The 21461-nt window shown below is 70.7% G+C and carries 19 protein-coding genes; 10 read left to right on the top strand and 9 right to left on the bottom strand.

All coding sequences use genetic code 11. The annotated features are described in order from the left end of the window. Positions 1-160: 160 nt before the first annotated feature. From ACIBI9_RS56640 to ACIBI9_RS56605, 8 genes are read left to right on the top strand one after another with little or no spacing between them, the layout of a single operon-like run. Positions 161-778, top strand: coding sequence for a DedA family protein (locus ACIBI9_RS56640; RefSeq protein WP_397235726.1), 618 nt, complete (start codon positions 161-163; stop codon positions 776-778). Between the two features lie 36 nt (positions 779-814). Next, positions 815-1648, top strand: a complete 834-nt coding sequence (locus ACIBI9_RS56635) for a DMT family transporter (protein ID WP_397235725.1) — start codon at positions 815-817, stop codon at positions 1646-1648. A 16-nt stretch (positions 1649-1664) separates the two neighbouring features. Further along, a complete protein-coding gene (locus tag ACIBI9_RS56630; RefSeq protein ID WP_397235724.1) occupies positions 1665-2882 on the top strand; it encodes a glycosyltransferase in 1218 nt (405 codons plus the stop codon). Then, complete coding sequence (locus ACIBI9_RS56625; RefSeq protein ID WP_397235723.1) at positions 2879-3550, top strand: DUF998 domain-containing protein; 672 nt, start codon at positions 2879-2881, stop codon at positions 3548-3550. Before ACIBI9_RS56630 ends, ACIBI9_RS56625 begins: the two co-directional genes overlap by 4 nt. Before the next feature lie 51 nt (positions 3551-3601). Beyond that, entirely contained in the window at positions 3602-4357 is a 756-nt protein-coding gene (locus tag ACIBI9_RS56620; RefSeq protein WP_397235722.1) for a cytochrome P450, read from the top strand. Further along, on the top strand, positions 4354-5100 hold the full coding sequence (locus ACIBI9_RS56615) for an isocitrate lyase/phosphoenolpyruvate mutase family protein (protein WP_397235721.1): 747 nt from the start codon (positions 4354-4356) through the stop codon (positions 5098-5100). The genes ACIBI9_RS56620 and ACIBI9_RS56615 overlap by 4 nt, the downstream gene beginning before the upstream one ends. Before the next feature lie 7 nt (positions 5101-5107). After that, complete coding sequence (locus tag ACIBI9_RS56610) at positions 5108-8053, top strand: BTAD domain-containing putative transcriptional regulator (RefSeq protein WP_397235720.1); 2946 nt, start codon at positions 5108-5110, stop codon at positions 8051-8053. 35 nt (positions 8054-8088) lie between these two features. Next, positions 8089-9597, top strand: a complete 1509-nt coding sequence (locus tag ACIBI9_RS56605) for a DHA2 family efflux MFS transporter permease subunit (protein WP_397235719.1) — start codon at positions 8089-8091, stop codon at positions 9595-9597. 210 nt (positions 9598-9807) lie between these two features. Here ACIBI9_RS56605 and ACIBI9_RS56600 read toward each other — a convergent pair whose 3' ends face one another. Then, positions 9808-10218, bottom strand: coding sequence for a bleomycin resistance protein (locus ACIBI9_RS56600; RefSeq protein ID WP_397235718.1), 411 nt, complete (start codon positions 10216-10218; stop codon positions 9808-9810). 98 nt (positions 10219-10316) lie between these two features. Between ACIBI9_RS56600 and ACIBI9_RS56595 the strand changes: the two genes are divergently transcribed. Further along, complete coding sequence (locus ACIBI9_RS56595) at positions 10317-11828, top strand: N-acyl homoserine lactonase family protein (protein WP_397235755.1); 1512 nt, start codon at positions 10317-10319, stop codon at positions 11826-11828. Continuing rightward, positions 11825-12484 (top strand): TetR/AcrR family transcriptional regulator, encoded by a 660-nt coding sequence (locus tag ACIBI9_RS56590; RefSeq protein ID WP_397235717.1) that lies wholly within the window; start codon positions 11825-11827, stop codon positions 12482-12484. The genes ACIBI9_RS56595 and ACIBI9_RS56590 overlap by 4 nt, the downstream gene beginning before the upstream one ends. 69 nt (positions 12485-12553) lie before the next feature. Here the strand turns inward: ACIBI9_RS56590 and ACIBI9_RS56585 are convergent, their stop codons facing one another. From ACIBI9_RS56585 to ACIBI9_RS56550, 8 genes are all read right to left on the bottom strand, one after another. After that, the gene (locus ACIBI9_RS56585) at positions 12554-13477 is read right to left on the bottom strand and encodes a serine hydrolase (RefSeq protein WP_397235716.1); all 924 of its coding nucleotides are present in this window, start codon (positions 13475-13477) and stop codon (positions 12554-12556) included. 188 nt (positions 13478-13665) lie between these two features. Then, positions 13666-14562 carry an alpha/beta hydrolase gene (locus ACIBI9_RS56580; protein WP_397235715.1) on the bottom strand — a complete coding sequence of 299 codons (897 nt, stop codon included), beginning with the start codon at positions 14560-14562 and terminating at the stop codon, positions 13666-13668. Continuing rightward, on the bottom strand, positions 14559-15953 hold the full coding sequence (locus tag ACIBI9_RS56575) for an NAD(P)/FAD-dependent oxidoreductase (protein WP_397235714.1): 1395 nt from the start codon (positions 15951-15953) through the stop codon (positions 14559-14561). Before ACIBI9_RS56575 ends, ACIBI9_RS56580 begins: the two co-directional genes overlap by 4 nt. Before the next feature lie 34 nt (positions 15954-15987). Further along, a complete protein-coding gene (locus tag ACIBI9_RS56570; RefSeq protein ID WP_397235713.1) occupies positions 15988-16773 on the bottom strand; it encodes an ABC transporter permease in 786 nt (261 codons plus the stop codon). Then, positions 16770-17621 (bottom strand): ABC transporter permease, encoded by an 852-nt coding sequence (locus tag ACIBI9_RS56565; RefSeq protein WP_397235712.1) that lies wholly within the window; start codon positions 17619-17621, stop codon positions 16770-16772. Before ACIBI9_RS56565 ends, ACIBI9_RS56570 begins: the two co-directional genes overlap by 4 nt. Positions 17622-17624: 3 nt before the next feature. Then, complete coding sequence (locus tag ACIBI9_RS56560) at positions 17625-18812, bottom strand: spermidine/putrescine ABC transporter substrate-binding protein (protein WP_397235711.1); 1188 nt, start codon at positions 18810-18812, stop codon at positions 17625-17627. 21 nt (positions 18813-18833) lie between these two features. Next, complete coding sequence (locus tag ACIBI9_RS56555) at positions 18834-19901, bottom strand: ABC transporter ATP-binding protein (RefSeq protein ID WP_397235710.1); 1068 nt, start codon at positions 19899-19901, stop codon at positions 18834-18836. Between the two features lie 13 nt (positions 19902-19914). Next, positions 19915-21345, bottom strand: coding sequence for a gamma-aminobutyraldehyde dehydrogenase (locus ACIBI9_RS56550; RefSeq protein WP_397235709.1), 1431 nt, complete (start codon positions 21343-21345; stop codon positions 19915-19917). Positions 21346-21461 lie beyond the last annotated feature (116 nt).

Here is a 21461-nt window from a genome sequence, read left to right as displayed (position 1 = left end):
GTCCGATGTGCCGTGACCTGCGGAGTTTCTACCTTCATCGGGTACCGGCCCTGATCCACGTAAGGGATGGGTCCGCGTTCGACCCGGGGCATCCCCGATGTCCCGGGTCGTCCCACGCAGACACGCTGTGTGGGTGCCCTGACGATCGGAGTAAACGCTCATGTCGCATGCCATTCTCGACCTGGTTCAGCAGGTGATGTCATCACCTTGGTTATACGCGGCGCTGTTCGGGCTCGCGCTGCTCGACGGGTTCTTCCCGATCGTGCCGGCCGAGACGTCGGTGATCACCGCCGCGGTGTTCGCCGCCTCCGGCGAGACGAACCTGGCCCTGGTCATCGTGGTGGCGGCCCTGGGCGCGTTCGCCGGTGACCACATCTCCTACCTGATCGGCAACAAGTCGGCAGGCAGGCTGAGGGAGAAGAAGGCGTTCGTCTGGGCGCGCAACGCGCTGGCCGAGCGGGGCGGCCTGGTCCTCGTGGTGGCCAGGTACATCCCCGGCGGGCGCACCGCGACCACGCTGACCATGGGCGCCGTGCGGTATCCGCTGCGCTCGTTCACGTTCTTCGACGCGATCGCGGCGAGCTCGTGGGCGGTGTACTCCGGGCTGATCGGCTTCTTCGGCGGCATGGCCTTCGAGAACGACCCGATCAAGGGCCTGCTCCTCGGCCTGGGCATCGCGGTGTCCGTCACCGGGCTCGTCGAGCTCGTGAGATGGCTCAGGAAGCGACGCGCCATCCAGGCTTCCCCAGAACGTCTTCCCGCGGACACGTCCGTTTGACCCTGTCTGGCAACCATCCGTCTGAAAGGAGTGCGCATGACTGTGCTGGCCGCGGCGATCGCCCTGGTCGGTTCGCTGTTCTTCGCGCTCGGAGCCGCTCTGCAGCAGTTCGAAGCAGCCGGGTCGGCCAAGCCAGGGCTGCTTGCCCTGTTGCGGAAGCCGCGCTGGCTGCTCGGCGGCGCGTCCATTCTGACGGGTGGTGGCCTGCACATCGTCGCACTCGGGCTCGGGCCGCTGACCATCGTGCAGCCGATGGGCGTGGCCAGCCTGCTGTTCGCCCTGCCCCTCGCCGCCGCGCTGCACGGCCGCAAGCCCTCCCCCAAGGAGCTGGCGGCCGCGGGCGTGGTGGCGGCCGGACTGGTCGGGCTCGTGCTGCTGGTCCCCAATTCCGAAGGTCCCACCTACCTCAGCCCGAACGGGGTGCTCACGCTGCTCGGCGTGGCCGGAGTCGCGGCGGTCCTGCTGTGGACCGCCTCGAAGGCGGCCTCGCCGGCGGGCCGGGCCGCCCTGCTCGCCACCAGCTCGGGCGTGCTCTACGGCGCGACGGCCACGCTCATGCGCGTGCTGCTGGACGGCGACTGGAACTGGTGGTACGTGCTGGCGCTGCCGGTGCCCCTGCTGCTGGCGCTGGTGATGCTCCAGCGGGCCTACGCGGGCGGGCACTTCGGCGTCTCGTTCGCCTCGCTCCAGATCGCCGACCCGCTGACCGCGGTCGCGTTCGGCGCGCTGCTGCTCGGCGAGCCGCTGCCGACCGGCATCGTGCCGATCGCGGCGGCGCTGCTGACCGCGGCCGGGACCGTCGCGCTGGCCCGCACCAGCCCGCTGGAGTCCCGCAACAATCCCCCGACTCATTCCCCCACCCCTTTGTGAAACCGGAGTCACTTCCATGGCCATGCCCCTGCGTTCTCTCCCCAAGATCGCCGAGACCGCCCCCACCCCGGCCCCCGAACGGCCTCGCCGGATCCTGATCTCGACCGACACCTATCCGCCGGACGTCAACGGCGCCGCCTACTTCACCCACCGCCTGGCCACCGGCCTGGCCGCGCGCGGCAACGAGGTGCACGTGGTCTGCCAGTCGGACGTGGGCCCGCCCACCGCCGACGTCGTGGACGACGTGATCGTGCACCGCCTGCGCTCCGCGCGGCTGCTCGTCCACCCCACGATGCGGGTCACGGTGCCGTCCAGGCTCGACCGGCTGATCGCCGACATCCGTCCCGACGTGCTGCACGCCCAGGGCCACTTCGTGGTCGGCAGGGCCGCCATCGCCGCCGCCCGGCGCGCGGACGTGCCCATCGTGGCCACCAACCACTTCATGCCCGACAACCTCTTCCAGTTCTGCCACATCCCCGAGCGGCTGCGGATCAAGGCCGGCCGGATCGCGTGGCGCGACTTCAGCCGGATCTTCAACCGCGCCGACCGCATCACCACCCCGACCCCGCTGGCCGCCAAGCTGCTGGCCGACCAGGGCTTCGGCCGCGAGGTGGAGGCGGTCTCCTGCGGGATCGACCTGACCAGGTTCCACCCGCGCGCCGAGCCCAAGGCGTGGGCGCGCAAGCTGTTCGACCTGCCCGACAGGCCCACCATCCTGTTCGTCGGCCGCCTGGACGAGGAGAAGCGCCTGGACGAGATCGTCCGCGCGCTGCCGCTCGTGCTGAACCAGACCGACGCGCAGGCGGTGTTCGTCGGCCGCGGCAACCAGCGGGCGGAGCTGGAGCGGCTGGCCGCCCGCATCGGCGTCGGCGAGCGGGTCTCCTTCCTCGGCTTCGTGCCCGACGAGCTCATGCCCCAGACCTTCGCCACCGCCGACGTGTTCGCCATGCCGGGCATCGCCGAGCTGCAGAGCATCGCCACGCTGGAGGCCATGGCCATGGGGCTGCCGGTGGTGGCCGCCGACGCGATGGCGCTGCCGCACCTGGTGGACGAGAACGGATACCTGTTCCAGCCGGGCGACGTGATCTCCCTGTCCAGGCACCTGACGAACATTCTCACCGACGAGGACCTGCGGGCCCGGCTCGGCAAGGCCAGCAGGGAGCTGGCGCTCACCCACGACGACCGGTCGTCGCTGGCCCGGTTTGAGCAGATCTACGATGAGGTGGCCCGATGACCCCAGTCCAAAGCGTCTGGGGCGCTGTCTCCGGCACGGTGGTGTCCGCGTGCGCGCTGGCGTACGCGCAGGTCGCCCTGCCGACGCAGCCGCTGCTCAGCGACTACGCGCTCGTCTCCGGCGGGCTCGTGCCCGTCCTCGTGGGGATGCTGGCACTGGCGGGGGCGTGCCTGTGTCTGGCGTACGGGCTGGCGGCGAGTGACCCGGCGCGCACCGCGGCCACCAGGGTGCTGCTGCTGGCCGGGGCGGCGGGGCTGATGATGAGCGCGATCTTCCCCACGGACCCCGGCAACTCGCAGGTCGGCTCGCTGACCGGCGAGATCCACCGGTGGGCGGCGGCCGTCGTGTTCACCTCGCTGCCGGTCGCCGGCTGGACCCTGGCCAGGGGCCGGGCGGCGGCGCCCGGGTGGAACGCGGTCCGGGCCCTGAGCGTGACCTCCGCGGCCATGCTGGCCTTCTACCTGGCGGCCCACCCGGCCTCCCTCACCTCGCCGCTGATCGGCGGCGCGGGCTACTACGGCCCGCTGGAGCGGGGCGTGGTGCTGGCCGAGATGGCGCTGCTCGTCGCCATGGCGCTGGTGTCGGTCGCGAAGCGGCCCGCCGTGCACACCCAGGCCGTTCCGGCCGAGCCCGAACGCCCCGAGCGGTCCGACCGCCTGGCGGCCTGATGCCCCCACCCTTCGACCCGCGACGAAATGACGCCGTTCTAGCGTGGAACCATGCTCATCACACGCCACGCGGCTGCTGAGGCGGTGCTCGCCGACCCGAGGTACGTGCCGCCTCCCGTACGACAGGACGCCGAGGAGGGCACGCTGGCCTGGCTCCGCGCCCAGGTGTCGAGATTCAGCACCGGAGAGACCCACGCCGGGCGGCGCCGCCTGCTGGAGGAGCGGCTGGCCGCCGTCGACCCCGCCGACCTGCGACCGGCGGCCAGGGCCATGACGCTGGAGCGGGGCGGCGACTGGCGGGGCGTCCCCACGGCCGTGCTCGGCGCCGCGCTGGGCGTGAAGGACACGAGCGCCGTGGCCGCCGCCGCGGCCGGCTACCTGTCCGGCGAGGAGAGCCCAGCGGCCGACGCCGCCGTCGCCGAGCTGCTCGAACAGGCCACGATCCCCGAGATCACCCTGCTGCTGCAGGGGCACGCCGCCACGGAGGCGCTCATCGAGAACGCCCTCGGGCACGCCGGACCCGGCGCCGACCCCGAGGCGCTGCTGCACGAGACGCTCAGGCAGGACCCGCCGCTCAAGGTCACCCGCAGGCTCGACACGCGGACCGGCGACGAGGTGACCATCGACCTGGTGTCGGCCAACCGCGACCCTGAGGTGTTCGCCGATCCCGACCGGTTCGACCTCTCGCGCGGCCGTACTCCCCATCTGACCTTCGGCCACGGCGTGCGCCCCTGTCCCGGGCCCGCCCACGCGCTCGCGCTGGCCGCGGGCGTGCTCGAAGCCCTTCTCGACGCGAGCCGCTCATGAACTTCCACGACCTGCACCGCCCCGGCGACCCCCTGCTGCTGCCGAACGCCTGGGACTACGGCTCGGCCGCCCTCCTGGCCCGGGAGGGCTTCCCCGCGATCGGCACCACCAGCCTCGGCGTGGCCGCCGCGTACGGCAGACCGGACGCGGCCGGCGCCACCAGGGCGGAGACCATCGAGCTGGCCGAATCGATCAAGGACCTGGGCGTCATGGTCACCGTCGACATCGAGGGCGGCTTCAGCGACGACCCCGCCGAGGTGTCCGACCTGGTCGCGAGCCTCGCCGCGCTCGGAGTGGCAGGGGTCAACCTGGAGGACGGCCGCCCCGACGGCACGCTGCGCCCGATCGAGCTGCACCAGCGGATCATCGAGGCGGCCAAGGGCCACGGTGTGTTCGTCAACGCGCGTACGGACACGTACTGGCTGAAGACCGGCGACACGCGCGAACGGGTGGCCGCCTACGGCCACGCCGACGGGATCTTCGTGCCCGGCATGAGCGATCTGCGCGAGATCGCCGAGGTGGCCGCGAGCACGCCGCTCCCCCTCAACGTCCTCCACCAGCCGGACGGCCCCACGCTCGCCCAGCTCGCCGAGGCCGGCGTGGCCAGGGTGAGCACCGGGTCGCTGCTGTACCGGGCGGCGCTCCACGGGGCGCTCGCGGCGGTGTCCGCCGCCCGGGGCAGGCAGGCCCCTCCGCTGCCGACCTACGCGGAGATCAGCGCGCTGCTGCCGCAGCCGCGATAATCGACGCATGCGCTTCCAGATCCTCGGGCCCACCAGCGTGCTGGGCGAGGACGGCGAGCCGGTGGCGCTCGGCGGTCCCCGGGTGCGCGCGCTGCTGACGCTGCTCGCCCTGCACGCCGGCCGCATCGTCGGCGGCGAGCAGCTCGTGGACGGCATGTACGGCCCGAGGCCGCCCGAGGGCGTGGCCAACGCGCTGCAGTCGCAGGTCTCCAGGCTGCGCCGGGCGCTGGGCAGGGACCTGGTGGAGTTCCATCCGGCGGGATACCGGCTGGTGGCCGACCCCCAGGACGTGGACGCGCGGAGGTTCGAGCTGCTGGCGCAGCAGGGCAGGCAGGCCCTCGCCGGCGGCGACCCCGGCCGGGCGGCCACGCTCCTGCGCGAGGCGCTCGAGCTGTGGCGGGGCACGCCGCTCGCCGACGCCCCGCACGCCGAGGCCGCCGCGGCGGCGCTGGCCGAGCTGCGGCTGGCCGCCACCGAAGACCGCGTGCAGGCCGAGCTCGACCTGGGCCGGCACCGCGAGCTGGTCGCCGAGCTGAGCCAGCTCACCGCCGCCCACCCGCTGCGCGAGCGGCTGCGCGCCCAGCTCATGCGCGCCCTCTACGGCAGCGGCCGGCAGGCCGAGGCGCTGACCGTCTACGACGAGGCCAGGAAGATCCTGGACGAGGAGCTGGGCGTCGAGCCGGGAGCCGAGCTGGCCGCCGCCCACCTGGCCGTGCTCAGGGCCGACCCGGCGCTCGGCGTCTCCGCTCCCGACTCCGCCCCCGCGGCCCGGCGCCGGCAGGGACTGCGCGCCCAGCTCACCAGCTTCGTCGGCAGGGCCGAGGAGATCGAGGAGGTGGCCGCCAGGCTGCGGACCAACCGGCTCGTCACGCTGATCGGCCCAGGCGGCGCGGGCAAGACGCGGCTGGCGACCGAGGCGGCCGAGCAGGAGGCCGGCGACGTGTGCTTCGTGGGGCTCGCGCCGGTCTCCGAGGACGCCGGCGTGCCGGGGGCCGTCCTGTCCGCCCTGGACATCCGCGACGCCCCGCCCACCCCCGACCGCCTCACCGTGGACCCGGCCACCAGGCTCGTCACCGCGCTGGCCGGCCGCAGGCTCCTCCTGGTCCTGGACAACTGCGAACACGTCGTCGCGGCCACCGCCGAGCTGGCCGACCTGCTGCTGGCCTCCTGCCCCGAGCTGCGCGTGCTGGTGACCGGGCGCGAGGCGCTCGGCATCACCGGCGAGTCGATCCTGCCCGTGGCGCCGCTGCGGCTGCCGCCGCCCGAGGCCGGCCATCCCCTGGACTATCCGTCGGTCCGGCTGTTCGCCGACCGCGCCGCCGCCGTACGGCCTGGTTTCGCTGTCGACGCGGGCAACGCCGCGGCGGTCGTACGCATCTGCCGGGCGCTCGACGGGCTGCCACTGGCCATCGAGCTGGCCGCGGCGCGGCTGCGCACCCTGCCGGTGTCGGACGTGGCGGCGCGGCTCGACGACCGGTTCCGGCTGCTGACCAGGGGCAGCCGTACGGCGCTGCCCCGGCACCAGACGCTGCACGCGGTCGTCGCGTGGAGCTGGGACCTGCTGGACGAGAGCGAGCAGCGGCTGGCCAGGCGGCTGAGCGTGTTCGTCGGCGGCGCCCGGCCGGAGGTGGCCGAGCAGGTGTGCGGGCTGCCCGAGGATGTGCTCTTCTCGCTGGCGGAGAAGTCGCTGGTGGAGTTCGTGGACGGCCGTTTCCGGATGCTGGAGACGATCAGGGCGTTCTGCGCGGAGCGGCTGGCGGAGTCGGGCGAGGCCGAGTCGATCTCCGAGGCGCACGCCCGCCACTGCCTCGACCTGGTCATGACGGCCGACCCGCGGCTGCGCACCGGCGAGCAGCTGGAGTGGCTGGTCCGGCTCGACGAGGAGAGCGACGAGCTCGACGCCGCGATCCGCTGGGCGGCCGCGTCCGGGCGGCCGGAGCTGGGGCTGCGGCTGCTGGCCCACTGCGCCTGCTACTGGTGGATGCGCGGCAACCGCGTCACCAGCGCCCATCTGGCCGCCGACCTCCTGGCCGCGCTCGGGTTCCGGCATCCGCCGGGCATGGAGGAGGAGTACGTCATGTGCGTGCTCATCAGGGCGTGGACGGGCGGCATCGACGAGGAGCTGCGCGGGCGGCTCGCGGAGGCGCGGCAGTTGCTGCCGCCGTACAACCTGCCGATGCGGCTGGAGTTCCTGATGATGCTGCTGTCGGCCTTCACGGGGCCGCCCGGCGAGTACGACGAGGTCTACACCGTGCTCACCGACCGCGTCGACGAGCTCCAGCCCTGGCAGGAGGCGCTGTCCTACAGCGGTGTCGGGTTCCTGCTGCAGTCGGTCGGCCGGGTCGCCGAGGCTGCGGACAACTTCGAGCGGAGCCTGGCCGCGTTCAAGGCCCTCGGGGAGCGGTGGGGCATGGTGATGACGCTGTCCGGCCTCGGCTCTCTCCACCAGGCGGAGGGCGACTTCACGACCGCGTCCGCGCTGGCCGACGAGGCGCTGGCGGTGGCCAGCGAGCTGGGCGCCGAGACGGAGATCGCCGAGACCCTGTGCCGGCGGGGCGACGCCCGGCTCAACCTGGCCGACGCGACGGGCGCGCGGGCCGACTACCTGCGGGCCGCCGAGATGTCGCGCAGGAACGGCTCGACGGAGACCATGGCGTGGGCGCACCTCGGGCTGGGCCAGGTCGCGCTCTTCCAGGGCGACCTGGACGAGGCCCGCGCGCTGCTCGTCCAGGCGCGTGACGAGGTCCCGGCCGACTGGTACACCACGGAGGAGACCCGCGCCCGCATCGCCGCATCCCTCGCCGAGGTCGACGCCCGCTCAGCCGGACGTGCCGGCGAGCCGTCAGCCGGGCCCACAGCCGAGGCGGTCGGCGAGCCGTCAGCCGGGCCCGCGAGTGAGGCGGCCGGGGAGCCGTCAGCCGGGCCCGCGAGTGGGGCGGTCAGCGAGCGGTAGGCGGGCCGTCAGTCGCGTTCCCGACAGTGGGCGGCATGAAGAACAAATGGGCCTGCCTGGCCATCGCCTGCCTGGCCACCCTGCTGCTCTCGCTCGACCTCACGGTCCTGCACCTGGCCCTGCCCAGGCTGGTGACCGACCTCGGCGCGAACTCCACCCAGTTGCTCTGGATCGGCGACATGTACGGCTTCGCGCTGGCCGGCCTCCTCGTCACCATGGGCAACCTCGGCGACCGCATCGGCCGCAAGCGCCTGCTGCTGATCGGGGCGGCCGCGTTCGGCGCCGCCTCGGTGGTGACGGCGTACGCGCCCAACGCCGAGCTGCTGATCGCGGCCAGGGCCCTGCTCGGCGTGGCCGGAGCGACGATCATGCCGTCCACCCTGTCGATCGTCCGGAACGTGTTCACCGACCCGGGCGAGCGCACCGCGGCCATCGGCGTCTGGAGCGGGATGAGCGCCGCCGGGTTCGCCATCGGCCCGGTCGTGGGCGGGCTCCTGCTCGACCACTTCTGGTGGGGCTCGGTCTTCCTGATCAACGTACCGATCATGCTGCTGGTGCTGGCCGGCGGGATTCTGGTGCTGCCCGAGTCGCGCAACCCGCACGCGGGCCGGATCGACCTGGTCAGCGTCGTCCTCTCGTTCGCCGGCGTGGTGACGGCCGTCTACGCGGTCAAGGAGGCGGCGCACAAGGGCCTGGAGCACGCCGACGTGCTGGCGGCGGGCGCGGCCGGAGTCCTGCTGCTGGGCCTGTTCGTGTGGCGCCAGGTGCGGCTGCCCGATCCGCTGATCGACGTCCGGCTCTTCAGGCGGCGGGCGTTCAGCGCGTCCATCGTCACGAACCTGCTGGCGATCTTCACCATGTCGGCCATGATGCTGATGTTCGGCTGGTACCTGCAGCTCGTCCTGGGCTGGTCGCCGCTCCAGGCGGGCCTCGCACAGCTGCCGGGCGGCCTGAGCGGCGCGGTGGGCGGCATCCTGGCCGCCAAGCTGATCCACCGCGTCGGCAGGAACGGCGTGGTCGCGCTGGGCCTGGCCATGAACGCCGGCGCGTTCCTCTACTACAGCACCCTCGGCCCCTCGCTGAACTACCTCGTCCTGCTCCCCGTCATGATCATCGGTGGGGTCGGCGTCGGCTTCACCTTCACCGTCAACAACGACAACGTCCTCGCCACGGCCCCCAGGGAACGCGCGGGCGCGGCCGCCGCGGTCTCGGAAACGGCCTTCGAACTGGGCGGCGCACTGGGCATCGCCATCCTCGGCACAGTCCTGAACACCGCCTACCAGTCCAACCTGCACCTCCCCACCGGCCTCTCCGCTGTCGACTCCGCAAGAGAGTCGATCGCCGGCGCGGTAAGCACGGCCGCAACCCTGCCCCCGGACCAGGCGGCCCAACTCATGCGAGCAGCCCAGACAGCCTTCATAGAGGGCCTCCACCTGACCGCCCTGGTCACCGCAGCCCTCCTGGCCGTAGTGGCCCTGCTGGCCCTGATCGGGCTACGCGGCGTACCGAAGGTCATCCCAGAAGAAGTCCTGACCCACGCCTGACCCAGGGCAACAGCATGGTCCTCACAGCGGGGCGCGCTACGCGCGATGGAGCGCTCGGGCAGCGCCCTGTGGGGGCAAGCCCCCACACCCCCAGGCGGGGCCCTGCCGGTCCCCGCACCCCTCGGACGCGACCCCGGTTACCGCACGCTCGTCGGTGTTGACCCGCTGACGCTCTGACGGAGACGATCATCAGGGCAATGACATCGGTGTCTACCGAGAGCGGGTTCCCACTTGCTGAGAAATGCGCAGTAGGTAGCCGTCTGGGTCCTGCACCGCGAACTGGCGCACGCCCACGGCGTCGACGCTGCGCTCGTACCAGCGCTCTTCCAACGGAAGCCACATCTCATAGCCGGCAGCAAGCAGCGTGGTGTGAATCTGGTCCACGTCATCCACTTCGACAGTGAGGTTGATCCCACGCCCGTAGGGGTGGTCCAGCGCCGTGCGCGGGTAGAGACGGTCCCGGCTCAGCGGCTGCTCCAACATCAGGTCCGCCCCGTCACGTTCCAGGTAGGCGAATCGCTCCTGGGGCCGCTCGTAACGGATCTTGAAGCCCAGCAGGTGATAGAAGGCCAGGCTGGCCTGGAGGTCGGAGCAGATCAATTCAGGAACGAGGCGAGACACCTCGCTCACTCTGGCAGTTCCCGAACACCCGGGCAACCGCCTATTATGCAAACGCATCCGGTTGCGTTTGCTAAATGAGGTGGGGTCAGGTGCTGAAGATGCTGGGCAAGATCGGGTTACTCGTTCTCGCCTTCGTGGTCGGGGCGGTCTGGTTGGTCGTCCTTCGGTTGAAGGACGTCCCGCTGCTGCCGCTGGTGGCCTATGGGCTGCTGCTGCTCGGGCTGGTGGCCGGGCTGCTGTGGCCGGGTGTGTTCGGCAGGCGGGTCACGCGGCGCCGGGTGCTGACGTTCGTCGGCGGTCCGGTCGGCCTGGGCACGCTGGGGCTCTACCTGGCGGTCGTCTACTACGTCACGGATCTGCCGGTGCTGGTCGCCCTGGCCGCTGCGGTGTGCCTGGTCGAGGGGGTGGCCGTCCTCCTGCGCGGACGCCGGGGGGCGGGCGGCAGCGGCGGCCGGCACACCAGGCGGGCCTTCCTGGCGGGCGGCGCAGGGCTGGTGCTGGGCGTGCTGAGCGGGCTGTCTGTCGGCCACGTGGAGCGGCAGCGCCGCGAGTTGTCGGCGCGGCGCGAGCAGGAACGGCAGGCGGCCACGCGTGCTCCGAGCTCGCGGCGGCGGATCGTCGACGACGCCGTACGGGTGTTCCCGATCCATACCGGCGACACCATCGTCACCTATGGCCAGTTCTACGGCGGTCTGGACGGCTGGGAAGGGCTGAACGGGTACGTGCGCACCCTGGTCGACAAGGCGCAGATCGCGGTGCCCGTCTACGCCTACCTCATCGACCACCCCCGGCACGGCCTCATGCTGGTCGACACCGGCGTCAACTGGGAGCAGGCACACGATCATGATGGGTACTACGACATGACCTCGCGCCTGCTGACCCAGCGCGACGAGTACCGGATGACCCCCGGTCAGGACCTGCGGGTCCAGCTGGCCCGGCTCGGCTACGACGCCAAGGAGATCACGACCGTGTTCCTCACCCATGTCCACGACGACCACGCGGGAGGGTTGCGCTACCTGCCCCAGGCGACGGTGGTGATGGACCGCCGCGACTGGGAGTACGGGGTGCTCTACCCACACTCCTTCGACCTGGTCAAAGACAACCTCTCCTTCCCCGCCTTCGACTCCGGCGCCTTGGGCGCCTTCCCCGGCAGCCAGGACCACTTCGGCGACGGCAGCCTCGTCCTGCTGCCCACCCCCGGCCACTCGCCCGGCCACATGTGCGTACTGCTGCGCCTGGACGCCGGCAGCGTGCTGTTCATGGGCGACACCCTCTACACGCTGCCCCACCTGGCCACGGGCCAGGTCCGCCAGATGACCATCGGCGGCCCCGACACGGTCCACCAGATCGAGGCGGCCCGGCGCATCCAGCACCTGCTGGCCTCCGACCCCGGCACCGTGCCGCTGTTCGCCCACGACAACACCCGCTACCAGTCCGACCTGGTCGCCTCCGCGTTCGCCCAGGGGGTCCTCGGGGAGGCGGGGTTGCGGGAGTTGCGCACACACATGGAGGCTGTCCTCACCCCGGACTGGCGGCTGCGGCCCGGGCACGCTCCCCGCTTCGTTCCGCCGGCGTCCGGCACGGGATCGGGGCGGGTGGAGTTCCGATGACCTCTACGCGGCGCACCCGGGGCAGGCCCCGCGACCCCGAGGCGGACGACGCGATCATGAAGGCGGCGCTGGAGCTGTTCGTGGAGCGCGGCCTGGAGGGCGCGAACGTCGAGCAGATCGCCAAGCGCGCCGGCGTGGCCAAGGTGACCGTCTACCGGCGCTGGTCCTCGAAGGAGGAACTGCTCATCCAGGCGATCGAGCGGGCCCGCACCCTCGTCCCCGAGGCCGACATCTGGGCCACCACCGACGCCGCGGCGCAGCCGGTCGACGAGCGGCTCATGGACTCCTGGGTGCACACCCTCGGCGACACCCGCTTCCGGGCGATCCTCGCCCAGCTCATCGGCTCCAGCGTCACCCAGCCGTCGCTGCTGGCCACCTACCGCGAACAGTACATCCAGCCCCGCCGCCGGCTGATCCACACCGCGCTGGAGCGTGCCCGCCGCGACGGGCTGCTGGCTGACGACGCCGACCTCGACACCGTGATCGACATGGTCGTCGGCGCGGCGATGTACCGCATGCTCATCGACCCGGACGCGCCGGCCGACCCCGACGCCACACGCCAGTACCTGGAGGCCGTCCTCCACCAGGCCGACAGGCTGCTGGGACGCCCCGACGCACAGCATCGACCGGACACGTCGACGTCCGGCGGCACATGATCCCCGTCCACCGCATCCCCTCTGGGTCGGGTAGACCCACGGTGCGGACACCCGCCGTTGCGTGGGTTGTCAGGCGCCGGCGTTGGCGGGGCAGGGGCGGGTGATGATCGGGGAGAGGGAGTCGAGGCGGGCGCCGATGAAGCGGGCCACACCCTCGATGGTCTCGATGCCCGCGTCCGGCCCCGGCTGGTGATCCGTCTGGACCGACAGCAGCAGGTCGCGGCCCGGGCCCGCGATGCGGCCGTAGCTCGTCATGGCCCACGTGCCGGAGATGAACGGGCGGGGCGTCCAGCCGTTCTTCAGGGCCACCCGGTCTCCCGGGCGGGCGGCGGCGCTGACGCCCCACGACTGGTCCTTCTGGACGCGGGACATCAGGCCGAGCACCAGCCTGCGGTCGTCCGCCGTCAGGTCACTCTTTCGGCTCTTGCCGCCCTTGACCAGGAGTTTCAGGAGGCGGATGCGGTCGGCGGGGCTGGTGAGGGTGCCGCCCCAGTAGACGGAGGGTCCCGGCGTGGTCTCCGTCAGGCCCACGCTCTGGTAGAAGGCGCTCATCGCGGAGGAGGCGCCGACGCGGGACCACAGGGCGTCCGCCGCGTGGTTGTCGCTCTCCGTGATCATGAGGGTGGCGAGGTCACGCTCGTCCTCGTCCAGGTCGCGGGTGCGCTGGTGCAGGAGCGCGGTCAGGATGTCCACCTTGGAGCCGCTGGCGGTGATGAGGTCGTGTTCGTGCTCTCCCTGCCCGAAGTGGATGCCGGTGACCAGGTCCAGGGCGCCGTAGACGATGCGGCCCGGGCGGCTGCCGATGTAGGCGGAGATGTCGCGTACGAGCTGGGTGCGGGCCACGGCCCCGGCGCGCGGGGCCGCGATCTTCAGCATGCAGCGGGCCACCTTGGGCGGGGGCTTCGCCGCCGCCGGGATGACGGCTGCCTGGTCGGCGCCGCATCCCGCCGTCAGCAGCAGCATCGGCCAGGCAAGCATCCACCTCGTACGCACGCGCCCACCTCCGAGAGATCGTCGGGGGTCGCAAGCGAGGATGCCATGCCGTGCGGATCAGGCCATCGTGCTCTGGTGCCTTTCTGGTCAAGTCTTCACATGATCTTGCCGATCCGGTCAGGCTGCCCGTCCGCACGGCCTCGCCGGACAGCTGAGGCCGTGCGGAGGGAGGTAGCCGGTGGCTGATGTCAGAGGTGGGTGGCGAGGAAGGCAGTGGTGGCGTCCACGGCCTGGGTGACGTACGGTTCGCGGTCGTACAGGTCGATGTGCTGCTTGGCGTCCACCCAGACGAGCTGCTTCGGCTCGTCGAGCCGCCGGAACGCCTCCTCGGCCCCCTCCGGCGAGCAGAACCGGTCGACGACCCCGTGCACGATCAGCGCCGGCTTGGGTGACAGGAAGTCCGCTCCCATCATGTTGTCCATCGTGACCAGCTCCCGGACGCTCGCCCTGGTCACCGAGTTGGACCAGTGCGGCGAGGCGCCCCGCGAGGTGCCGTAGTACGCGTACGGCTCGTCACCCGGCATGGCGGCCTCCCCCTCCCCCGAGGGCGAGGAGGAGACGGCCGGGATGTACTCCACGGCGCCGCCCTGGTCCTGGCGTTCGAGGACGTCCGTGAAGCCCGCCAGCGCCGCCTGGTAGTCCATGCCGGAGCGCATGGTGTACGGGTTGTTGTACGCGCCCGCGATACCGACAAATGTCCGGACTCGGGGGTCGAAGGCGGCGAACTTGAGTGCGTAGCCGCCCCCCAAACACACCCCCACCGCCCCGATCCGATCCCCGTCCACCTCGGCCCGCGACCGCAGGAACGACACGGCCGCCCGCAGGTCGCGCAGCTTGCCCTGCGGATCCTCGTCCTGGCGCGGGAGCCCTCCGGACTCCCCCCAGTTCCGGTGGTCGAAGGCCAGCGTCACGTAGCCCCGCTCGGCCAGCCGATCCGCGTACAGGCCCGTGACCTGGGAGCGCACCCCCGTGAACGGCCCCGTGAACACCAGAGCCGGCCGCGGCCCCGCGCCGCCGGGGACCCGCAGGTCCCCGACGAGCGTGAGGCCGTCGACCACGAACTCGACTCGCGTGGCCAGGATCACGAGTCGAACCCCAGCCCCATCCGGTCGAGCGCGCGCAGCCACAGGTTGCGCTTGCCCTGGTGCTGATCGGCCTGCGCGATCGACCACCGGGTGAACTGGATGACCCCGGACCGCACCGGCTCCGGCGGGAACGGCATCGGCTTCTCCTTGACCATCCGCAGCTCGGTCCGCTCGGTGGACTCGCCCGACAGCAGGTCGAGCATGACGTTCGCGCCGAAGCGGGTGGCGCCCACGCCCATCCCGGTGAAGCCGGTGGCGTAGGCCAGCCGCCCTCCGTGCGCCTGCCCGTAGAAGGCGCTGAACCGGCTGCAGGTGTCGATCACCCCGCCCCACCGGTGCGTGAACCGCACCCCGTCGAGCTGGGGGAAGGTGTCGTAGAAGTGCTCGGCGAGCTTGACGAACGTCTCGTCGCGCTGCTCGTACTCGGGTTTGACCAGACCCCCGTTGTAGTAGACGGCGTCGTAGCCGCCCCACAGGATCCGGTTGTCGTCGGTCAGCCGGTAGTAGTGGAACTGGTTGCCCGAGTCGCCCACGCCCTGCCGGTTGCGCCAGCCCACCTCGGCAAGCTGGACGTCGGTCAGGGGCTCGGTCATCAGCGCGTAGTCGTACACGGGGACCACGAAGTGCTTGAGCCGCCGCAGCAGCGGCGGGAACACCCCGGTCCCCAGCGCCACCTGGCGGGCCGCGACCGCGCCGTACGGCGTGCGCAGCGTGATCGTCGTGCCGTCGTCGCGCAGCGAGCGGACCGGGGTGCGCTCGTGGACGCGCACCCCCAGCCGCAGGCACGCCTCCCGCAGCCCCCATGCCAGCCGCGCCGGGTCGAGCATGGCGCAGCCGCTGCGCTCCCAGAGCCCGCCCAGGTAGGTCGGCGAGTTCACCTCGGCGCGTACCTGCTCCTGGTCGAGCGGCACGTAGTCGAGGCCCAGCTCGGAGATCAGCTCCAGGTGCTCGCGCAGCCCGTCGAGCTGCCACGGCTCGGTGGCCACGTGCAGCTCGCCGGTGCGTTCGAAGGAGCAGTCGACGCCGTAGCGCTCCAGGGTCTGCTCGATCTCGTCGAGGTTGGCCACGCCCATGCGCTCCAGGCGCCCGAGCTCGTCCGGCCACCGTTCCAGGCCGTTGGCCAGGCCATGGGTGAGGGTCGCCATGCAGAACCCGCCGTTGCGGCCGGTGGCGGCCCAGCCGATCCTGCGTCCTTCGAGCAGGACCACGTCCAGGGACGGATCGCGTTCCTTGGCCAGCAGGGCCGTCCACAGCCCTGAGAAGCCTCCGCCGACGACGACCAGGTCGGCGCTCGTTGTCTGGTCGAGCCGCGGTCGCGGCTCGGGTCTGGCCGGGCTGTCCAGCCAGTACGGCTTGCGCTCCGCATCAGCAAGCGCCTTCAGCGGATCCACAAATCCCACTTCCCTACGAAGTTCGTGGAGGTTATTAGGTACGGCGCCGCGCCGCCACCGCGTTTCCGATCGCGATCAGCACCCCGATGCCGAAGATCAGCGTACCCATGACGTTGACCTGGGGTGGGATACCGGTCTTGACCGCGCCGACGATCCACAGGGGGAAGGTGACGGTCGAGCCGTTGACGAAGCTGGTGACCACGTAGTCGTCGATGGACAGAGCGAACGACAACATCGCGCCCGCCATCACGCCCGGCAGGATCGACGGCAGCGTCACCTGCCTGAACGTCCCCCAGGCCGTCGCCCCCAGATCCCTGGCCGCCTCCTCGAGCGACGGGTCCAGCGTGACGATCCGCGCCCGTACCGTCACCACCACGAAGGACAGCGAGAACAGCACGTGGGAGACGATGATCGTGTTCGCGTCGCGCGGCACGTTCCCCGAGACGAACAGCGACAGCAGCGACGCGCCCATGACCAGCTCGGGGGTGGAGATGGCGGCGAAGACCAGGAAGTTCGTGACTCCCTTGCCGCGGAAGCGGTGCCGTCCGAGCGCCAGCCCCAGCATGGTGCCGATCACGACCGTGATGATCGTGCTGACCGCGGCGATCACCAGCGAGTTGCGCAGCGCCACGGTCAGGTCGGAGATGTCGAACAGCTCGGCGTACCAGCGGAGCGTGAAGCCCTGCCAGGAGGTGTTCGACTTGCTCTTCTTGTCGTTGAAGCCGAAAAGGATCATCACGGCGATCGGCGAGGACAGCCAGAGGATGACGATCCAGGTGTAGATGTGGAGGAGCCGGTCCCCCAGCCGCGTGCCCCTCATCGGGCCGCCGCCTCGAGCACGTTCTCCGTCCCGAGCGCCCTGGCGTAGACGAAGATGCCGACCAGCAGCACCGCCATCAGCGTGAACGACAGGGCCGAGGCCGTCGGGTAGTTGAGGTTGGTCAGGTACTCGGTCTGGATGATGTTGCCGATCATCGTGTTGGACGTGCCGCCGAGGATCTGCGCGTTGATCGGGTCGGCCGTGGCGGGCACGAACGTCATCAGCACCCCCGCGAAGACCCCGGGCAGCGACAGCGGCAGCACCACCCGCCGGAAGGCCGACGCCCGCGTGGCGTACAGGTCCTGGGCCGCCTCGATCACCCGCGGGTCCACCCGCTCCAGCGACACGTAGATCGGCAGGATCATGAACGGCAGGAAGTTGTACGTCAGCCCGCCCACCACGGCGACCGTCGTGGCCAGCACGTGGAAGTCCTCGGGCAGCAGCCCCCAGCCCTTCAGCGTGCCGAACAGGATGCCGTTGTCCGACAGCAGGAAGTTCCACGAGATCGTACGCAGCACGAACGACACGAAGAACGGCAGCAACAGCAGGAACAGGTACACGGACTTGCGCGCGCCGCCCTTGAACGCGATCCAGTACGCCACCGGGTACCCGATCACCAGCATGGCCAGGGTGGCCAGGCCGCCGTAGAGCAGCGAGCGCACCAGCTGGGTGCTGTACCGGCCGAGCGCGTCGCTGTAGTTGGAGAAGCTGAACGTCATGGCGAAGCCGTCGATGGCGTTGCCGGTCTGCAGGGAGACCGAGGCCATCGCGGCCATGGGCACGACCAGGAAGATCGCCAGCCACATCCAGCTCGGCAGCGCCAGCAGGTAGGGGGTGAGCCGCCTCATGTGCTACGCCTGGGTGATGGACTGGAAGATCGGGTTGAAGACCTGCTCCTGCTGGGTGGTCAGCTGGGTGTAGTTGTGCAGCTTGGCGTAGTCGGCCTCGGTGGGGAACATGAGCGGGCTGTTGATCATGTCCTCGAGGGCCTTCTTGTCCTTGCCCTTGGCCGTCTTGGCCTTCTCCCGCAGCAGGTCCTGCACGGCCGGGACCGGCGTGACGTACTGGATGAACTCGTCCAGCTCGGCGGCCACGGCCGGCTGGTAGAGGTAGTCCATGAGCATGAGCGCGTCCACCGGGTTGGCCGCGTTCTTGGGGATGAGCATGTTGTCGGTCCAGATCGTGCCGCCCTCCTCGGGCACCACGAACTTGACGGGCTCGCCGGCGAGCTGGCGCTGGAAGACGTCGCCCGACCAGGCCATGGTGAGCCAGACGTCGCCCTTGGACACAGCGTCGATGTAGCTTTGATCGTAATATTTCCGGACAATTCCGGCGTCGCGCTGGGCCTTGAGCTTCTCCCCGGCCCTCTTCCAGTCCGCCTCGGTCGACTTCTCGGGCGCGATGCCGAGCGCGAACATGCCGAAGTTCGCGATCTCCTGGGCGTCGGACATCATGCCGACCCGGCCCTTGTACTTGGGATCGAACAGCGACTCGATGCTGGTGATGTCCTCGTTGACGTACTTGGTGTTGTACGCGATCCCGGTCACACCGGACGTGTACGGCACCGTGTACTTGTTGCCGGGGTCGTAGGCCCGCTCCTTGTACTTCTGGCCGGCGTTGGCCTCGAAGTTCGGCAGCTGGGAGTGGTCGAGCGGCGTCACGTAACCCAGCTCGATCATGTGCTGGAGCTGGACGCCGTTGGTCATGACGACGATGTCGTAGCCCAGCGACTGCCCCGCGCGCAGCACGGGGTCGGCCTTGCCGAAGAACTCGGCGTTCTCCTGGATGACCTCTTTGTACTCGTACGAGATGCCGGTGGCCTGCTTGAACTTCTCCAGCGGGGCCTTGTCTTCCGGCATGTACTCGGGCCAGTTGGCGAAGACGACCTTGCCGTGCTTGGTCTGCTTGGCCCAGAAATCCTTGACCGCGTCGGCCTTAGGGGGCGCGGCCTTCTGTCCTTGAACGCCGCACGCGGCCAGCGCGAGCCCGGCGGCGGAGAACCCGGCGATGCGGAAGGCATCACGACGGGAGCGGGGCATGGGGTGGTTCATGACGTGCTATCAACTTCCAATCACATATGAGTGCTGCGCCTGCCACGACAGCCACACGGAGTCCCCCCGCTCCGCCGTGGCCGTCGCATCAAGAGCGTTCTGCTGGAACACTGTGATCTCGGCCCCGTCAGCGAGACTCACCGCGTAGCTGTTGTAGGTGCCCAGGTAGACCACCTCGGCGACGGTGCCGCGCACGGCGCTCAGGCCCTGACCGGGTTCCACCGTGTCGATGGTGATCTTCTCGGGCCGCACGGTCACGGTCACGTCGCCGTCGTGCCCGGGCACCAGCACCCGGCCGCCGCCGATCTTCAGCTCGCCGCCGCTCGCGGCGCCCGTGAGCAGGTTGGAGGTGCCGATGAAGCCGGCCACGAACGCGGTCGCGGGCCGCTCGTAGATCTCCCGGGGCCCGGCGAGCTGCTCGACCAGGCCGTCGTTCATGACGGCGATCCGGTCGCTCATGGTCAGCGCCTCGTTCTGGTCGTGGGTCACGTACACGAACGTGATGCCGACCTCGCGCTGGATGCGCTTGAGCTCGATCTGCATGGCCTGGCGCAGCTTGAGGTCGAGCGCGCCGAGCGGCTCGTCGAGCAGGAGCGCCCGCGGCCGGTTGACCAGCGCGCGGGCCAGCGCCACGCGCTGCTGCTGGCCGCCGGACATCTCCCGCGGGCGGCGCTTCTCCCTGCCGGCGAGGTCGACGATCTCCAGCATCTCGCCGACCCGCCGCTTGATCTCCTCCTGCGGCGTCTTGCGCTGCTTCAGCCCGAAGGCCACGTTGTCCCAGACGCTCATGTGCGGGAAGAGGGCGTAGGACTGGAAGACCATGTTGACGTCGCGTTTGTTGGGCGGGACGTCCGTGACGTCCTTGCCGTGCAGCCGCACCAGCCCCTTCGAGGGCGGTTCGAACCCCGCGATCATCCTCATGGTCGTGGTCTTGCCGCACCCGGACGGGCCGAGGAGGGAGAAGAACTCCCCCTCGGCGATGCCCAGAGTGACGCCTTTGACCGCCTGGACGACCTCGCCATGCGAGAGGTACTCCTTGACGACGTCCTCAAGCTCTATCGCATTCAGCTCAGTCATCCCAGCCGTTGTCCTATTCGCCGATGTAGTGCATGACGTGCTTGACCCGGGTGTAGTCGTGCAGGCCGAACACCGACAGGTCCTTGCCGTACCCGGAGTGCTTGAAGCCGCCGTGCGGCATCTCCGAGACGAACGGGATGTGCGTGTTGACCCAGACCACGCCGAAGTCGAGCCGGTTGGACATGCGCATGGCCCGGCCGTGGTCCGAGGTCCAGACCGAGCCGCTCAGGCCGTACTTCACGTCGTTGGCCTTGGCCAGCGCGTCGGCCTCGTCGGCGAACGTCTGGACGGTGATCACGGGGCCGAAGACCTCGTTCTGCACCATCTCGTCGTCCTGCTTGAGGCCGTCGACGATCGTCGGCGCGAAGAAGTAGCCCTTCTCGCCGACCCGGTGGCCGCCGGTGAGGACCTTGGCGTGCGCCGGGGCCCGGTCGATGAAGCCCTGGACCCTGGTGAGCTGGTTCTCGTTGTTGAGCGGCCCGTAGAGCGCGTCCTCGTTGCCCAGGTCGCCGGTCACGGTGCCGGCGGCGGCCTCGGCGAGCGCGGCCACGAACTCGTCGTGCACGCTCTCGTGCACCAGCACGCGGCAGGCCGCGGTGCAGTCCTGACCGGCGTTGTAGAGGCCGGCGGTGGCGATGTCGGAGGCGGCCTTGCGCAGGTCCTTGACGTCCTCGAACACCACGACCGGGGCCTTGCCGCCGAGCTCCAGGTGCACGCGCTTGAGGTCGTCGGCGGCGCTCTTGGCGACCGACATGCCCGCGCCGACCGAGCCGGTGATGGCGACCATGGAGGCGGTGGGGTGGCCCACCACGAGGGCGCCGGTCTCGCGGTCGCCGGTGACGACGTTGAAGACGCCCGCGGGCAGCACCTCGCCGAGGATCTCGGCCAGCTTGAGCGTGGAGGCCGGGGTGGTGTCGGACGGCTTGAGCACGACCGTGTTGCCGGCCGCCAGGGCCGGGGCGATCTTCCAGACCGCCATCATCATCGGGTAGTTCCACGGCGTGACCTGGCCGATCACGCCGATCGGCTCGTGCCGGATGACGCTGGTGTGCTCGGCGAGGAACTCGCCCGCCGTGGGGCCCTCCAGGGTGCGCGCCGCGCCCGCGAAGAAGCGGAAGTGGTCGGCGGCCACCGGGGTCTCGTCCTCGGCCATCCGGGCCCGCGGCTTGCCGGTGTTGAGGCACTCCGCCTCGTTGATCTCGTCGGCCCGCGCGTCGATCGCGTCGGCGACCTTGAGCAGGAGATTGGCCCGCTCACCCGGCGTGGTCCTGCCCCACGACTCGAACGCGGCGGCAGCGGCGGCGAAGGCGGCATCGACGTCCTCCGGGCCGGAGACGGGGGCCTGCAGGTAGGCCTCGCCCGTACACGGGTCGATGATGTCGGAGAACTTGCCGCTCTTGGCGTCCACGAACTCACCATTGATGAAGTTCTGCAGACGGATCATGCGCCCTCCAAGTGGGTGGCTGAGATGCCGCGACTCTTACAGAGCAGGTGCATCTCGACAAGGGATTTCGTGGTGAAGATACCAAATTGCTACGAATTCGCTTGACAGGCCGCCCA

Source organism: Nonomuraea sp. NPDC050451 (genome assembly GCF_044458585.1).
Note: the sequence above shows the minus strand (reverse complement) of the source record. Positions and strands in the feature narration are given on the sequence as shown.

Coding starts and splice junctions, on each gene's coding strand:
- ACIBI9_RS56640 (WP_397235726.1), top strand. CDS start 161: ATGTCGCATGCCATTCTCGACCTGGTTCAGCAGGTGATGTCATCACCT.
- ACIBI9_RS56635 (WP_397235725.1), top strand. CDS start 815: ATGACTGTGCTGGCCGCGGCGATCGCCCTGGTCGGTTCGCTGTTCTTC.
- ACIBI9_RS56630 (WP_397235724.1), top strand. CDS start 1,665: ATGGCCATGCCCCTGCGTTCTCTCCCCAAGATCGCCGAGACCGCCCCC.
- ACIBI9_RS56625 (WP_397235723.1), top strand. CDS start 2,879: ATGACCCCAGTCCAAAGCGTCTGGGGCGCTGTCTCCGGCACGGTGGTG.
- ACIBI9_RS56620 (WP_397235722.1), top strand. CDS start 3,602: ATGCTCATCACACGCCACGCGGCTGCTGAGGCGGTGCTCGCCGACCCG.
- ACIBI9_RS56615 (WP_397235721.1), top strand. CDS start 4,354: ATGAACTTCCACGACCTGCACCGCCCCGGCGACCCCCTGCTGCTGCCG.
- ACIBI9_RS56610 (WP_397235720.1), top strand. CDS start 5,108: ATGCGCTTCCAGATCCTCGGGCCCACCAGCGTGCTGGGCGAGGACGGC.
- ACIBI9_RS56605 (WP_397235719.1), top strand. CDS start 8,089: ATGAAGAACAAATGGGCCTGCCTGGCCATCGCCTGCCTGGCCACCCTG.
- ACIBI9_RS56595 (WP_397235755.1), top strand. CDS start 10,317: ATGCTGGGCAAGATCGGGTTACTCGTTCTCGCCTTCGTGGTCGGGGCG.
- ACIBI9_RS56590 (WP_397235717.1), top strand. CDS start 11,825: ATGACCTCTACGCGGCGCACCCGGGGCAGGCCCCGCGACCCCGAGGCG.
- ACIBI9_RS56570 (WP_397235713.1), bottom strand. CDS start 16,773: ATGAGGGGCACGCGGCTGGGGGACCGGCTCCTCCACATCTACACCTGG.
- ACIBI9_RS56565 (WP_397235712.1), bottom strand. CDS start 17,621: ATGAGGCGGCTCACCCCCTACCTGCTGGCGCTGCCGAGCTGGATGTGG.
- ACIBI9_RS56560 (WP_397235711.1), bottom strand. CDS start 18,812: ATGCCCCGCTCCCGTCGTGATGCCTTCCGCATCGCCGGGTTCTCCGCC.
- ACIBI9_RS56555 (WP_397235710.1), bottom strand. CDS start 19,901: ATGACTGAGCTGAATGCGATAGAGCTTGAGGACGTCGTCAAGGAGTAC.
- ACIBI9_RS56550 (WP_397235709.1), bottom strand. CDS start 21,345: ATGATCCGTCTGCAGAACTTCATCAATGGTGAGTTCGTGGACGCCAAG.